This is a genomic window from [Chlorobium] sp. 445, from assembly GCA_002763895.1.
GTDB lineage: Bacteria > Bacteroidota > Chlorobiia > Chlorobiales > Thermochlorobacteraceae > Thermochlorobacter.
In genome coordinates this window covers 1-15,196 of the sequence record NSLH01000011.1, presented here as the reverse complement: position 1 = coordinate 15,196, position 15,196 = coordinate 1, and the positions used below count along the sequence as shown (strand labels likewise).

Genomic DNA, 15,196 nt, shown 5'->3' with positions numbered 1-15,196 from the left:
GTGCAGTGTGAGTTGCTTTGGCTTCAAGCCATCGTAAAAAAGCTATAAAGACTCAGCAAGGCGACGCAGCTCAGCAAGTTTGAGTAAGGCTTCTATGGGAGTAAGCCGATTGAGGTCAAGTGCAAGAAGTGCTTCACGCAGTTTGCCATCACTCATATCAAAAAGTGAGATTTGAAAGTGATCTTGCAAGGGGACTGATGCACGCTCTATTTGCTGGACTTTACTGCGCAAATCTTCTTCTTTCAAGACCCGTGCTGCTTCCTCGCGCTCAAGTCGGGCAAGAATCTCTTTTGCACGCGCAACTACGCTGGCAGGCAAGCCCGCCATTTTAGCAACCTCAATGCCAAAACTGCTCTGTGCCGCACCACGCTCAATTTTACGAAGAAAAATAACTTTGTCGGCCGTCTCTGCAACAGTGGCGTTAAAGTTTTTAACCTTGGCAAGATGTGCTTCTAATTCAGAAAGTTCATGGTAGTGTGTGGCAAAGAGTGTTTTTGCGCCAATAACATCATGAAGGTATTCTGTCATAGCCCAGGCAATCGACATGCCGTCGTAAGTGCTGGTGCCGCGTCCAACTTCATCGAGCAAAACAAGACTTCTGGATGTGGCGTTGTTGAGAATGTTTGCGGTCTCATGCATTTCAACAAGAAATGTACTTTCGCCTGCAGCAAGATTGTCGCTAGCGCCAACACGTGTGAAAATTTTGTCTACGAGCCCAACAACGGCGCGCTCTGCAGGCACAAAGCATCCAATCTGCGCAAGTAAGACGATGAGACCGACTTGCCGCAAGTATGAACTTTTGCCTGCCATATTTGGACCTGTAATGAGCATGATGCGTGTCTCATCATCAAAGATGCAATCGTTCGGCACATATTTTTCGCCCAGTGGCATTAAGCGTTCCAAAACAGGGTGTCTGCCGCCCACAATGGTCAGAGTGTCGTCAAGTGTAACGGTCGGTTTTGTGTAATTGTAAAGTGAGGCGACTTCTGCAAAAGAGAGCAGGCAATCGAGCGCAGCAATAGCGCGTGCACTTGATTGAATACGCTCCGATGCAAGGGCAATACTTTGGCATACATCAGCAAAGAGACGCGCTTCAAGCTCGAGGATTTTTTCTTCAGCAGAAAGAATCTGGGCTTCATATTCTTTGAGCGCAGGAATCGTGTAACGCTCAGCGTTTGCCATGGTTTGTTTGCGCTCGTAGTATGGTGGCACTTTGTTCTTGTTTGCGTTGCTGACCTCAATGTAGTAGCCGAAGACTTTGTTGTAGAGCACTTTGAGCGATGAGATACCAGTTTTCTCGCGTTCTTCACTTTGGATTTTGAGCAGTTGGTCTTTAGCATTGCTGGCTAAATTGCGCAGCGCGTCGAGTGCAGCATTGTAGCCTGGTTGAATGACCCCGCCATCTGAGAGTGAGACGGGCGCATCGGGCGAAATTGCAGAACGAATAAGCACGACAAGCTCGTCGCAAGGTTGAATCTCGGTGCGAAGCTTGGAGAGCAGAGAAGTATGTAGTGCAGTCAGTTGCGATTGAATTGTGGGCAGATAAGAGAGCGACTCGCCAAGCAAGAGCACATCTTTTGGTGTAGCACGTCCTGTAGCAATGCGTGTGAGTACGCGTTCAAGATCACAAAGCATTTTGAGTGTCTCGCGCAACGTCTCACGTACCGACTTGCATGAGACAAGTTCTTCGACAGCATCAAGGCGCAAAGAAATCATGTCTAAATTTCTGGACGGCTGAGAAATCCAGCGTTTGAGTAGCCGTGCGCCCATTGAAGTCAGTGTCTTATCAAGAACTGCAATAAGTGTGCCCTCGCGCGAGCCATCTTGCATGGAGTAGATGATTTCAAGATTACGTTTGGTTTGTGCATCGAGCACAATGCTTTCACCTAAATCGAAGCGCGAGAGTTTGTTGATATACTCTAACTTGCTGCGCTGTGTATCGGCAAGGTAGTTGAGAATGACTGCAGCAGCGACTTTAGCAGCATGCATGGTTTCAAGACCGAAACCTTTGAGCGACTGTGTTTTGAAATGGCTATGCAGAGTTTGTTCAGCATAGTCGAGATTAAAAAGCCATTCGTCAAGTTCGGTGAAAGCCATGTGCGCAGAGGTAAGCAAGGTGAGAAAGTCACGTTCAGCTTTTTGTTTTTGGAGTAGAGAATTTCTGAAGGCTGAATGGCTTGCAAGGCATCACCAAGGTGAGCACGTGCAACTTCGAAGGCTTGAAATTCAGCGGTCGTTACATCAATAAACGCAACACCGATAAGGTCTTTAGCAAAGTGTAGGGCACAGAGATAATTGTTACGCTTTTCGTCAAGCAGTTTGTCGCTAAAATTCACACCGGGCGTGATAACATCGGTAACCTCACGCTTGACAATGCCGCGCGCAAATTTAGGGTCTTCCATCTGCTCACAGACCGCAACGCGAAAGCCTTTGCGCACAAGACGGGCGACATAATTTTCAAGGGCATGATGTGGAAAGCCAGCCAGTGGCACTTCAGCCGCAGCCCCATTGGCGCGCTTGGTGAGCACAATGCCGACAGCCTCAGAGACAAGTTTCGCATCTTCGTTGAAGGTCTCGTAAAAGTCGCCAACACGAAAAAGCAAAATAACGCCAGGGTACTGCGACTTAATTTTCTCGTATTGCCGCATCAGCGGCGTATCATCTTGTTTCTTTGCCACAGAAGAACTTGCTCGTTTTGGAAGAAGCGTATAAAGATTAGACCTCAATTTTAAAGATTTTTTTGAACTTGTGCGAGTCGTGCGTGGAGCAGTGTAGCAAAGCAAAAAGTTGCAAGCAAAAAAAGCAAAGGAAAAAAGAGCAAAAAGTGCAAGAAGAAGCTACATGGTAGGCAAATTGAGCATTGTGCATGGAGTAATGCACTAGTTGAGCAAAGAGAGAAGGGCTTACATGCAAAACCAAGTAAATCGATGAATTCGATTTGCAGGTAAGACGGTGTAAGTTGCAAGCTTGATTCCCCTCTTTGCTTTTACTAGGAATGTGCCAACAGAATTTGCAGCACTAAATGACAACACAGGAGAGCATCAGACATTGACGATATCTGCTGACTCTGGTTTTTCGATGGCGTTAAGTTCTACGAAAAATGTTGAGCCTTTGCCTTGACCTTCCGATTCTGCCCAGACTCGACCGCCATGCAACTCTACCCACTGTTTGACAATTGAAAGCCCTAAGCCTGATGAGCTCTCGCCGCCAGTAGGACGTGCAGAGAGGCGTTGAAATTTGCCAAAGAGCTTTTGCTTATCTTCCTCGGTCAGCCCTAAGCCTTCATCGCGCACTTCAAAAATGACCTTTGTAGGAATCGCGCCATTTGTGGGTGTAATGCCATCAATCGTAAGTAGTTTCTTTTTAACACTCACCCAAATGTTTCGACCCGGTGGAGAGTACTTAATGGCATTTGAGACAAGGTTATCGAAAATGCTTTGCATTTTTTCGACATCGACTTCTGCATAAGCCTCGCGTTCGAGAGAAAGATTGATGTGTTGATTTTTGTTTTGAGCTTGCACTTCGTTGTGCTTGACGACAAATTCTGCAATCATAGCAATGTCGACAGGCTTTTTGTGCAGTTCTACTTTGCCACTCTCAATCGTTGCTTGTTCGAGCAGAGATTTGACAAGGTTAAACATTTGCTCGGTTGACTGGTAAATTGAGCGGGCATGACTTTTGACAAACTCTACATCATCAGCTTGTTCAGCAATAAGTTCAGCGAAGGTCATCACAGCGGTTAGTGGATTTTTCAGATCGTGGGCGGCAATGTGCAAAAGTTCCGTTTAAGTGCATTGGCTTCCTGCAGGGCTTCGTTAGCTTTAGCAAGCTCGACTGTCTTCAAGCGATAGATTTCGGCTTCTTTCTCGGCTTTCTCGACAGCAAAGGTAATTTGTTGATTGGTGAGTTTGCGGTTGAGTTCCTCACCCATCACTTCGGAACGGACTTGATAATACTGCTCAATATGCTCAAGCGCCGCACGATAATTGCAGCTTTGTTTGTAGAGTTCCGCAAGAGCTTTGTGTGCCTTGTAGACTTCAGGCTTGGCATTGATTTCTTCGGCAACTTCAAGGCTTTTTTCAAGATGCATTCTCGCACTATCCAACATTTCCTTCGAGAAAAGGAAACTGCCTAAAGCAAGTTGAACAACAGATTGCCCGTGTCTATCACCGATTTGTTCCATTAGCGAAAGACTACGCTCGAAATATTCAATTGCTTGCTCACTGTGGTCAAGTTTTTCGTAGACCGCACCAATATCTTTGAGTGTGGTTGCTACGCTTTGTTTGTCGTCCAAGGTTTCGAAAAGTCTGAGGCTCTCGAGTAGGTTGTTCAGAGCTTGAGTATGTGCGCCCAGTTCAGAATACACATTACCAATGCTGGCAAGTGAGGTGGCTTCTCCTTGCTTATGCTTGATTTCTTTGTAGAGTTGCAAGCTCTGTTGGAAGTAGCCCAGTGCACGTGAAAACTCTCCGAGCTTAAAATAAATGCTGCCAATGTTATTGATGCATGCCGCTTCACCGATTTTGTAATCTAGACTGCCATAGAGTTTGTGGCTCTGCTCAAAGTAATCCAGCGCGCGTGGGTAGTCGCCTAAGTCAGAGTAAATGCTGCCTAGGTTATTGAGGGCACTGGCTTCGCCAGAGACATCACCGACTTTTCGGAAAAGATACAGGGCTTCGTTGATATCACGCAGCGCTGATTCGTAGTCTGAGTATTGTTGATGACAAAGACCACGGTTGCGCAGACTGCGAGCGATGCCTGCTTCATAGAGAAAATTTTTGAGAGTTCTAAGGCTTGCTCGGTGCGGGACATGGCACTTTTAAGGTCGGTGCGCATCACGCTCCAAGCATAATCGTTAAGTGCGTCGACAATATCGCGCGGGTCATTTGCAGATTGAATTTTCGCATCTAACTTCTTCAAGAGGTCAAGCATATTTCAAGAAAGTTTGTAGTGATTGCACAGTTGCTTGTTGTTTTGTTTCGACTGAATTTAATAATCTTACTGTTAAACCAATGTTGTGTTTTTCGCAAACATTCATAGCGTTGTAAATGCATCGCGCCCAGCACTTTACAAAGACAAACAAAACAAAAGAAAGCCTCTGTACTAATCCTTGAGATTTATATCGTATGATTGACATATTGCTGCAGCCAGAAAATATCCTCAGTCTCTTTAGTCTCACCATCATGGAAATCGTTTTAGGAATTGACAATGTGATTTTCATTGCAATTCTTGTTGGACGCTTGCCATCTGAGTTGAGAGAACGTGCACGCTTTTCAAGCCTGCTGATTGCGTTGGCATTGCGCCTCTTATTTCTGCTAGCAATTGCTTGGGTGGCTTCACTCAACCAAACACTGTTTCAAGTCTTTGGGCTTGATATCTCAGGCAAAGCTGTGGTCATGATCATAGGCGGACTTTTCCTGATGTTCAAAGCGATTACAGAAATTCATAGCAAACTCGAAGGTGAAAAAGAAGAAGGCGCAAGACCGGCGGATACGTTCATCGGTGTGTTGCTACAATCTACCGTTTTGAGCGTTGTCTTCTCGATAGACTCGATTGTGACAGCAATTGGGCTAGCGCGCGAAGTCTTGATTATGGCGCTGGCAATTGTGCTCTCAACAGCGGTCACGGCACTCTTTGCCAAAGGCATCGGCGAGTTTGTCGAGCAGCATCCAACCATGAAAGTGCTGGGCTTAGCCATGCTCTTGATGATTGGCGTGGTGCTGGTCGCAGAAGGGTTGCACTTCGAGATTCCAAAAGGTTACATGTATTTTGCTATTGCATTTTCACTGTTCGTGGAGAGCATCAACATTCGTGTGCGCCGAAAAGCGACACTGGTTGACCGCACCATACACAGGGCACTCGAGCAAAGTAGAGAGCAAAACGTGAAGCTGTAATGCAAGCAAAGCGGTCTTAGCGTGAGTCAGACTGCGATGCGGCAGCGTGCTGACGAGAAATTTTAACCAGCTCAAAGACAGCGATACCTACAGCCACAGCGACATTAAGTGAGTGTTTCGTGCCATATTGTGGAATTTCAAGGGCAAAGTCACATGCTGCTAAGACCTCATCATCAATACCACTGACTTCATTGCCGACAACCAAGCATAGCGGAAATTCCTCGGGACGAACGGTATCGTAAGCGCGACTGCTATCTGTGATTTCGAGGGCGCACACCCGCACACCTTTTGTTTTAAGCCAAGCTACGGCATCGAGTGCATGCTCGAAATATGACCATTTAACGGTTTCGGTAGCGCCGAGTGCTGTTTTTTCAATTTCTTTGCGTGGCGGCGTGGCTGTGTAGCCCGTGATGATAATTTGCTCAATGCGGGCAGCATCGCAAGTGCGGAAAATAGAGCCGACATTCCACATAGAGCGAATGTTTTGAAGCATGACATAAATCGGATGTTTCGGCGCACGATGAAATTCATCCGGCGAAAGACGCTGCATCTCGGCACCAGAGAGTTTGCGAAGCGGCATCTTGGAATGAGCGTCCTTGAAGTCTTAGAGCAAAAAAATCAGAAAGTCTGAACCCTTGCCATTGAGCTAAGCGCGAACGGTAAGCGTCGTGGCGTGAGCGTCGTCAGTTTGTGCTTTAGGCAATTCAACGATAAATGTTGCGCCTTTGCCTGGACCTTCTGATTCTGCCCAGATCTTGCCACCATGCAGTTCTACAATTTGCTTTGCAATAGATAGACCCAACCCGGTGGAAGTTTCGTTGCCCGTAGGTTGGGCAGAAAGACGCTGAAATTTGCCAAAAAGTTTGGGCATATCTTCTGCGCTCAAGCCTTGCCCTTCATCTCTGACTTCCACACGAACATAGTCTTCTCTTTCAGAGAGCGCAACGCTAATGTGTTTTCCAAAAGGCGTGAATTTGATAGCATTGCTCACAAGGTTTTCAAACACTTCACGCATCCAATCGGCGTCTATCTCGACTACAGCATTTGGACTAAGAACTTCAAAGCCGAGTTGTTGCAATTTCATCTCGGCTTGCAGACGATTGGCATCAAGGACACGGTAGAGCAAATCAACGAGGTATGTTTTCTGTTTTTTGAGCTGGATTTTCTGACTATCAATCGCAGCGGTCTCCAAAAGTTCTTTGATAAGTGAAAGCATGCGTTCAGCCGCACGCTGTATGGCTTTGATTTTGTCTGCAAGCAAACTCCGCTCCGTAATCTCTTCAAGAATGAGCATAGAAAAGCCGAGAATAGATTGAAGCGGATTTTTAAGGTCATGTGCAGCAATACTCAAAAGTTCGGTCTTGAATGCACTGGCTTTTTCAGCACGCTGCCGTTCAACTTCCGCTCTTTGACGCTCTTGAGCAAGCAGGGCATTGAGTTTAATAAGGCTATCGTTTTGAGCTTTGTATTGCGCTGCTGCGCGCTTTTTTTGCCGGTAACTGCTCACTGCTAAAATGGCGATGACAGACAAAAGCAGCACTGTGCCGATAAGTGAATTGCGAATGAAGGCTTGGTACTCAGTTTCTTTCTTTAGAAGTTCAATCTGATTTTGGCGGCGCTGTGCATCATAGAGGGCTTGCATATTCGCCACAGCACGTACATTCTGCTCATTGAGAACAGAGTCTTTGAGCATTTCGGCGCGTTTGAGGTAAGTGTAAGCATTTGCAAAATCCCCCTTTGCAGCGTAGATGTCGCCAAGCGTGCGTGAAATGTCCATCAATTTTTCTTTGCTGCTGAATCCTTTAGCGACGTTGTAGCAAACTTGCGCCGTAGAAAGCGCTGTATCTAAGCGCCCTTGCTTGAGGTAAATCTGAGCGATGTTATTGAGGCTTGTTGCCATGCCCCAGTGCGAGTTAGTGGCACGCAACGATTCCAGTGTACTGTGATGAAAATTGAGGGCCTTATCATAGTCGCCAATTTCACTATAGATAATGCCTAAGAGAATCCGAATGCTTTGAATACCGTCTTTGTCGCCCATGTCTTCGCGCAGTTTGAGTGAGCGGTAGGCATACATGAGGGCGGCATCGTAGTTTTTTTGTGCTTTATAGCTCTCTGCAAGTCTGATGCAGCAGTAAGCAATGCCACGCTTGTCGCCAAGGCTCTCAAATTCTTGCAGCGCGCGCATCATGGATTCAATGGCTTGTTTCAGTGCCCCCTGCTGCTTATAGACATTACCGATGTTATTGAGAGCATAACCAAGTTCGACGGGGTTACGCGGTGGCTGTTCGGAGAGTTGAAGAGCATTAAGAAAAAAATCCATGGCTTTGGAGAGATCGCCACGGTTAAAATAGATAACCCCGGCAAAGTTTTGATTTTGCGCAAGTCCATCTCGGAAATTGATCTGGCGTGAAAGAGCTTCGCCGAGCCGTACATACTTGAGTGCTGAATCCAAATCAAACCAGCGGTATTCCCATGCAATGGCGTTATAGAGACGTGCTAAGCTTGTGTCAGAAGAAGCAGGAAGGTTTTGCATCAAACTATCAATAACATAGCGTTTTTGGCCAAACACAATGTTGCTAAAAACAGGGGTGCTCAGGACAAGGAAAAAAATGGTGACTCGAAAAAGTCTCATGGTATGTGCTTCATAGTGTGTGCAAAGCCTCACAGCGCGTGCAGACGATGCATCAAAGTTACACAAGACACAAAAAAGAATGCACAAAAAATTAAGTCGTCACAAGGCTTGAACGCCAAGACAATAATGCAATTTAAGACTTTGCAAAACAAGTCATATTTTTGCACACAAACAAAAACCTTTGCAACAATGACCTTAGGGACATTTGCGACGCTTTTGCCATTTCTCATTCTTGCAGCGGCGTTGCTGTTTATTGTCTTGGAGAGACGCTTTCCTTATGATAAGAACCAACCTTTCTTTCGAGAAGGATTTTTCTCCGACCTGATTTTCTATGCGCTGCTGCAAAGTTATGTGCTCTCACTGCTCATTGGGGCGCTAATTTACTGGCTGGATGAGCAAACTGGGCTTTCACGCTTGAAGCTCGTAGGCGACTGGCCGCTGTGGGCACAGGTGCTATTTTTTCTAATTACGCACGACCTCTACATTTACTGGTTTCACCGACTGCAGCACCACAACAAAATCCTGTGGCGACTGCACGAAGCGCATCACTCCGCAAAGCAAGTCGATTGGATTGCAGGCACGCGCTCGCACTCGCTGGAGATTTTCATCAATCAAACCATAGAGTTTGCACCAATTATCCTGCTGGGCGCCTCACCTGAAGTACTCTTGATAAAAGGCGCTATTGATGGCATCTGGGGCATGTGGATTCATAGCAATATCGATGTGCGAAGTGGCGCGCTACAATTTATCATCAATGGACCTGAAATGCACCGCTGGCATCATGCGCAAGAAATCAAAGAAGGCGGGCTAAACTATGCAACCAAACTTGCAATTTGGGATTGGCTTTTCGGCACTGCGTATCTACCAAAAGAAAAACCCACAGGATACGGCATCACAGATGAGCACTATCCGCTCAGCATCACGAATGCGCCGCTTCATGTTCGCTTCTGGTACGATGCCAAAAGTTATATTGAGCAACACCTCTACGCATTCAGACCACTCAACGAAGCAAAAAGTCAGGCTTAGGTATACCTCAAAGACAATGTGCTTGAGACGATAATTCAGTTAAGCCAAAATTTCGCAGCAAGGTCAAATTCACGCTTGGCTTCCTGACGGCGTGCAAGAATAGCTTTGCGTTCTTCTAACAGCGAGACTTGCTCGGCTTCACTTAAGCCATTTTGCAAGCGGGCAAGATTTTCATTCAGAATGGTATCGTAACGCTCCAAAATAAGTTTGCTTGTAGCATCAAAAAAAGCCTGCAAGCAGCGACGCGCATGTTGATGAGAAGATTCTTGTGGCCAGCGCTCTGAGATCGGCGGCTCCATGAGTAAGCCGGAAATGAAATCACGCAGTTCGGGCTGATCAATGTAGGCAAGTGCACTGGGAAGATCGAGTGTGGTTTCGCCTTGTGCTATTGCATGATGATAGCGAGAGAGCACAAACTCAACTGCAGATTTGACCAAAGGATGCCGAAAATGAAAGAGCGCTGAATGTGAGTCGACAAACTCAATGACCGCCGAGCCATGCAGCAAACTTTCCAAAAAAGCTTTCAAAAAGGTGCGCTCAACGACCGAGAGGTTTTCAGCTGATGATGAGAGCGGGCTTGAGACTGCCGTATCTGCACGCTCTGGCTGAGCATCTGGTGCAGTGCGGTAAGCACGAGAGTAGATTGGCTTCTTTTCGCGCTTTGCAAGCGCACGCTCTTTTTCGCGCTGAAGCAAAGAGAGGCTAATGTCAAGTTTTTGCGCTAGTGTCTTGAAATAAATTTCTTGTGAAAGTTCGTCAGGAAGCTTGAGCAGCATTGCGACAAGGTCGGTGAGTGCAGCTCGAAATTTCTGCGGATCGGAAAGCGCACCGCTGTGCTCAAGCGCATGCAATTTGAAATCAAGAAAAGAGGTCTGATGCGCTGCAATAAACTTACTGATTTCTGAGGCGCCGAACTCACGTACGAAACTGTCGGGGTCGTGTCCATCGGGCAGGGTTACGATATTCGGCGCAATACCTTGCTCGAGCATCACGTCAATGCCGCGCAGCATAGCAGCAATGCCAGCGCGGTCGCCATCGTAGAGGAAAATCACTTGTTTAGCATAGCGTGAGATAAGCTGCACTTGCTCGCTTGTCAGTGCTGTTCCGCTTGAGGCAACGCTATTGCAAATGCCTGCTTGGTGTAAGGCAATCGCATCCATATAACCTTCAACCAAAATAGCTTCACCTTTTTTGCGAATCTCATCTTTGGCAAAGTTCATCGCGTAGAGCAACTTGGATTTTTCGTAAAGTTTGCTCTCTGGAGAGTTAATGTATTTCGGTGCATCTTTTTCATGGCTAAGCAGGCGACCAGCAAAACCGACAACTTTACCTGCCGAAGAAAACACAGGAAACATCGCACGATGACGAAAGGTATCATAATGCTTTTGAGATCTGTCGCTATAGGCGGCAAGACCTAATTGACTGAGAAGGTCAAGTGAAAAATTGGCTTGTTGTGCGGCGCAAATCAGTCTATCCCAATCATTGTAAGCATAACCTAACCCAAAGTGAGAAATGGTCGCGGCGCTCAAGCCACGACTCTTAAAGTAGTCAAGACAAAGCTTGCCTTCAGGTGAAGTAAGGGCTTGATGAAAAAACTTGGCAGCAAAGCGCATCACATCATACTCAATGCGTTCTTGCGCCCCAGCCTGTGGCGACTGCTCATACTCGGATAAATCAATGCCAACTTTTTTTGGCGACGATTTTCACCGCATCAATGAACCCTACCTTTTCCATTTCCATCACGAAGGTGAAGACATTGCCACCTTTGCCACTTGAAAAGCACTTGTATATTTGCTTTTCAGGTGAGACAAAAAATGATGGTGTTTTTTCATTCGTAAAAGGTGAGCGCGCTTTGTAACTTCTGCCTGCAGGTTGAAGTGAGACATAATCGGAGACGATATCGACGATGTTAGCCAATCGACGAATTTCCTCTATTTTTTCTTCGGTTAGTCTCATACTTGTGCATGGCAAATTTTATTTTTCTGTAAAAACTCTGTGTGAGTATAAAAAAAACGTTACGTTTGTACCTTGCCTTTGCTAAGCATTGACGACGCATAGACTTGCGCTATGCTAGCAATGCTGGGCAGAATTCCACGACAGAAAACATCTTAACTTGTGCCAAAACGATAAAGATGACGATGCAACCCAATTCTCTTAGCACAGCGTCAGCAAAGCCTGATGCCAGAAAGCGGGAAATGCTCTTCCATGAAATTCGTGCCGCTTTGCATAATCCAGATGTACTTGAAGATAACATCTTGCTCAACTATGTGGCAGCACTTGAGAAAATGCTTGCAGCGTACGACCACGTGCCAATTCTGCACTACTATATTGCCCTAGCAAGCGTGCGTTATGCCATTCGCTGCATCAACCGAGATGATGAGGTAGGCACTGAACGCTCGTTTGAGACCGCAATGAGTCATCTTGAAAAAGCGCTCACAATGAAAAGCGATCTGGCAGAAGCGCATATCTTAGAAGCCTATATCTACGCGCAAAGAATCATTGCAAACCCAGCAGAAGTGATGAAGTATGCGCTGCGCATCGCTGAAATTTTAGGCAAAGCCAAAATCACAGACCCAAACAATCCACGCTTGCACCTCGTCGAAGGCATCACGTCATTTCTTATCCCAGAGTCCTTTGGCGGTGGGCTCAAGAAAGCCCTTGAGGCACTCAATCGCGCCGAGCAATCTTTCAAAACCTATCAGCTCGAGTCACCAATGTTCCCAGACTGGGGTAAAGAAGAAGTCTATGCGTGGTTAGGTAAAATCGCCTTCGAGGAAGAAAATTATGGCTTAGCTAAGCAGTATTATCAACATGCCTTATCTATCAAGCCTGATTATGATTGGGTAAAAAATACCTTGATGGTGGAACTGAACCAGAAACGATGAGAGGGGGTACTGCACTAAATCACACTCAGCAATGCGCAAGGTAAAATCACAGAGAGGATTTCCACTTGTCAGCAAACTGCTTGGCATGATGATTGCTCAAGTAGTTTAAGACGACCTTTTGGTCGTCAGTGAGCGTCAGACTGATACTCGTGCCGTTGTGGAGCCAAACCCCTTTGTAGTTGGTCTTAACAATTTCAGGAGAGCCAAATTTTTTGGACACTTTGCTTTCAAGGTCTTTGAGAAGGTCGCTGGTAGAAATCAGCCCGTCGTATTGGAAAATGCAAGTTGCCTGCACCAGTTGATTTTCTATGAAGGTATAGACGAGAATAATCGGATAGCCTTCTTCTTCAGCTTTGTAGAATAGACGGTTGCCACCGTCCTTGATGAGAGTTGCAGTTTCAACTGAAAGGACTGCAGAGGGCGGCATGCCCCAAGAAATGTTGCGGAAGGGCGCCTCTTGCTTTTGTAAAAAGACAAGACTTGTCAAAATCAGTAGCGCAACTATACACTTTGATATCATAACTTCTCCCCAAGTCTGCTTAAGGCTCCATAATGTAAGCACTCCCAAGCAATTCACATGAAATTTGCGTATTAAAAAAACATTAAATTCTCTACTTTTAACGTCTAACTTGAAATACTAAAAGATTTGCGTAACTTGATCTTTTAATTCAAACAAGCAGAAAAAAATCTACCACGATGCATCAAGTCGACAAGCAAGATGAGACGTTGCAGATTGAGAACCCGCCGTGGCAATCTGCTGTCGAGATGATTGATGCAGCAAAGCGCATTGTGATTTCTACACACGAAAACTCGGACGGCGATGGACTTGGCAGCGAGGTAGCCCTGATGGCAGCGCTTCGAAGTATCGGTAAGCAGGCAACACTCATCAATCCGACACTTGTACCGAGGAATTATCAATTCCTGCCTTTCATGAAAGAGGTGTGGATCTTTGACGAAAAAAATGAACAGCATCTTCAGTGCTTACAAGACGCTGACCTCTTCTTCCTGCTTGATACCAATAACATTGGACGCACGCGCGCTATCAAACGACACATCCTCGAACTCAAAAAATCGGGCAAGGTCAAAGTAGTGTGTATAGACCATCACCTCGAGCCACAGGAATTTGCCGACGTGATGATTTGCCGAAGCGCCGCTGCAGCAACAGGCGAACTGATGTATGAACTCATTCGTGAAATGGAACGCTACTATGAACGCTCGCTGCTCGACAAAACCGTAGCCATAGGGCTCTACACAGCAATTATGACCGATACCGCCTCATTTAGGCTGCCAAAAACCACATCGCGCATCCACCGCATTACTGCAGAGTTACTCGATGCGGGGGCCTCACCAATGGAAATTTACGACAATATCTATAACACACTCTCGCTCGGCACACTGCAACTCATTAGCCAAAGCATTGCAAACTTGCATACGCTAGAAGACGGGGCTATCGCATACCTTTTTGTACCACAATCCTTGCTGCGTGAGACAGGCGTGGGACTTTCTGATACCGAGCGGTTGCTGGAGTACCTCTTAGGATTGCCAGAGACAAAAATTGCCATCATGTTCATTGAAATGCCAGACGGCAACACAAAAATTAGTTTTCGTTCTCGTGGTGATTTTGCCGTAAATCTGCTTGCAAAATACTATGGTGGTGGCGGACACAAAAACGCGGCAGGCTGCACCGCACCATTCCCACTCAAAGAAACAATACCAAAGGTCTTGCAGCAGTGCATCCAAATTTTGCGGGCAGGGAATTTTGTTGCAGCATAAGACCAAGCTTACTATAAACGAGGCACCGCACTATGAGAGCAGTGGCTCGATACGCTCAAAGACCAGTACAAGTGCAATGCCTGCAATACCACCCGAAAGCACAAGATTCCACTCGCGCCGAGACGTCTTCAGCACATCGACAATAACAAACGAAAACCCTAAGGCTACCGCAACAATAAACAACTGACCGATTTCCAATCCCAAATTGAACGCAAAAAGCGGTCCAAGCAAATTTTCTTCAGCCCCGAGAATCTGACGCAGAAAATTCGAGAAACCTAATCCATGAATCAGACCAAAAAAGGTTGCCCCGGCGTATTTGAGCCAGTTGCGCTCACCAGTCGACTCGCCCATGCAGAGCATATTGACAAGACAAGTGAAAATGATTGTAACAGGAATCAGAAACTCAATAAGATCAGTCGGTACGTCAATAAGACGTAAAGTTGCAAGTGCAAGTGTGAGGCTATGCCCAACCGTAAAAGCTGTAACAAGCCAGACAAGTTGACGCCACGCCTGCAGTGGATAGACTGCAGCAAGTGCAGTGACGAAAAGAATATGGTCGTAACCTTTCAAATCTGAGATGTGCTCAAACCCTAACCGAAGAAAGGTATAAAAACTTGACATTGCGATGTGCTAGAATTTGCAGCCAAAGTTAAAAATAAGACTTTACTCAAACACTTTTAAGCATTTGAGTAAGAGCGCGCTAGTGCTAAGATGAAGAACGCTCTTCCATGCCAACATCCTTACCAGCGCGCATTTCAAAAACTACGATAACGTAGCTGCCTCTGGTCGCTTCACTACAGATTCATACTCGACCACGCACCCGCTTTTTTTAAGTGTGGCTGAAACACTGCAATACTTCGTCATGGAAAGTTCAACCGAACGCTCTAAGTCAGCCAGTTCAGCGTCGGGGCTTGTAAGCTCGTAACGAAATTTCACCTTCGTGAAAATTTTTCGGATGCTCTTCGGCGCGCTCTGAATCAATGAAA

General features: G+C 46.2%; 14 protein-coding genes and 1 pseudogene. 4 read left to right on the top strand and 11 right to left on the bottom strand.

Annotated elements, in window-relative coordinates:
- Positions 1-42 precede the first annotated feature (42 nt).
- The 5 genes and pseudogenes from CMR00_06070 to CMR00_06050 form a co-directional block, all read right to left on the bottom strand.
- Positions 43-2,648: pseudogene (locus tag CMR00_06070) on the bottom strand (DNA mismatch repair protein MutS).
- A gap of 80 nt (positions 2,649-2,728) precedes the next feature.
- The gene (locus tag CMR00_06065; GenBank protein PIO48167.1) at positions 2,729-2,965 is read right to left on the bottom strand and encodes a hypothetical protein; all 237 of its coding nucleotides are present in this window, start codon (positions 2,963-2,965) and stop codon (positions 2,729-2,731) included.
- A 76-nt stretch (positions 2,966-3,041) separates the two neighbouring features.
- A complete protein-coding gene (locus CMR00_06060; protein ID PIO48166.1) occupies positions 3,042-3,776 on the bottom strand; it encodes a hypothetical protein in 735 nt (244 codons plus the stop codon).
- Positions 3,752-4,606, bottom strand: coding sequence for a hypothetical protein (locus CMR00_06055; protein PIO48222.1), 855 nt, complete (start codon positions 4,604-4,606; stop codon positions 3,752-3,754). Before CMR00_06055 ends, CMR00_06060 begins: the two co-directional genes overlap by 25 nt.
- 5 nt (positions 4,607-4,611) lie before the next feature.
- The gene (locus CMR00_06050) at positions 4,612-4,932 is read right to left on the bottom strand and encodes a hypothetical protein (GenBank protein PIO48165.1); all 321 of its coding nucleotides are present in this window, start codon (positions 4,930-4,932) and stop codon (positions 4,612-4,614) included.
- Positions 4,933-5,126: 194 nt separating this feature from the next.
- Between CMR00_06050 and CMR00_06045 the strand changes: the two genes are divergently transcribed.
- Positions 5,127-5,894 carry a hypothetical protein gene (locus tag CMR00_06045; protein ID PIO48164.1) on the top strand — a complete coding sequence of 256 codons (768 nt, stop codon included), beginning with the start codon at positions 5,127-5,129 and terminating at the stop codon, positions 5,892-5,894.
- A gap of 16 nt (positions 5,895-5,910) precedes the next feature.
- Here the strand turns inward: CMR00_06045 and CMR00_06040 are convergent, their stop codons facing one another.
- Together CMR00_06040 and CMR00_06035 are read right to left on the bottom strand one after the other, a co-directional pair.
- Entirely contained in the window at positions 5,911-6,474 is a 564-nt protein-coding gene (locus CMR00_06040; protein PIO48163.1) for an RNA methyltransferase, read from the bottom strand.
- A gap of 66 nt (positions 6,475-6,540) precedes the next feature.
- Positions 6,541-8,526, bottom strand: coding sequence for a hypothetical protein (locus CMR00_06035; GenBank protein PIO48162.1), 1,986 nt, complete (start codon positions 8,524-8,526; stop codon positions 6,541-6,543).
- Positions 8,527-8,715: 189 nt separating this feature from the next.
- Between CMR00_06035 and CMR00_06030 the strand changes: the two genes are divergently transcribed.
- A complete protein-coding gene (locus CMR00_06030) occupies positions 8,716-9,552 on the top strand; it encodes a fatty acid hydroxylase (protein ID PIO48221.1) in 837 nt (278 codons plus the stop codon).
- A gap of 35 nt (positions 9,553-9,587) precedes the next feature.
- Here CMR00_06030 and dnaG read toward each other — a convergent pair whose 3' ends face one another.
- Together dnaG and CMR00_06020 are read right to left on the bottom strand one after the other, a co-directional pair.
- Positions 9,588-11,231: a DNA primase gene (dnaG, locus tag CMR00_06025; protein ID PIO48161.1), complete on the bottom strand. Its 1,644-nt coding sequence runs from the start codon at positions 11,229-11,231 to the stop codon at positions 9,588-9,590.
- On the bottom strand, positions 11,227-11,508 hold the full coding sequence (locus CMR00_06020; protein ID PIO48160.1) for a hypothetical protein: 282 nt from the start codon (positions 11,506-11,508) through the stop codon (positions 11,227-11,229). Before CMR00_06020 ends, dnaG begins: the two co-directional genes overlap by 5 nt.
- 176 nt (positions 11,509-11,684) lie before the next feature.
- Here CMR00_06020 and CMR00_06015 point away from each other — a divergent pair, with 176 nt between their 5' ends.
- Positions 11,685-12,437 carry a hypothetical protein gene (locus CMR00_06015; protein PIO48159.1) on the top strand — a complete coding sequence of 251 codons (753 nt, stop codon included), beginning with the start codon at positions 11,685-11,687 and terminating at the stop codon, positions 12,435-12,437.
- 46 nt (positions 12,438-12,483) lie between these two features.
- Here CMR00_06015 and CMR00_06010 read toward each other — a convergent pair whose 3' ends face one another.
- Positions 12,484-12,924, bottom strand: a complete 441-nt coding sequence (locus tag CMR00_06010) for a hypothetical protein (protein PIO48158.1) — start codon at positions 12,922-12,924, stop codon at positions 12,484-12,486.
- Between the two features lie 209 nt (positions 12,925-13,133).
- Between CMR00_06010 and CMR00_06005 the strand changes: the two genes are divergently transcribed.
- The gene (locus CMR00_06005) at positions 13,134-14,210 is read left to right on the top strand and encodes a phosphoesterase (protein ID PIO48157.1); all 1,077 of its coding nucleotides are present in this window, start codon (positions 13,134-13,136) and stop codon (positions 14,208-14,210) included.
- Positions 14,211-14,240: 30 nt separating this feature from the next.
- Here the strand turns inward: CMR00_06005 and CMR00_06000 are convergent, their stop codons facing one another.
- Positions 14,241-14,831, bottom strand: coding sequence for a HupE / UreJ protein (locus tag CMR00_06000; GenBank protein PIO48156.1), 591 nt, complete (start codon positions 14,829-14,831; stop codon positions 14,241-14,243).
- Between the last annotated feature and the right edge of the window lie 365 nt (positions 14,832-15,196).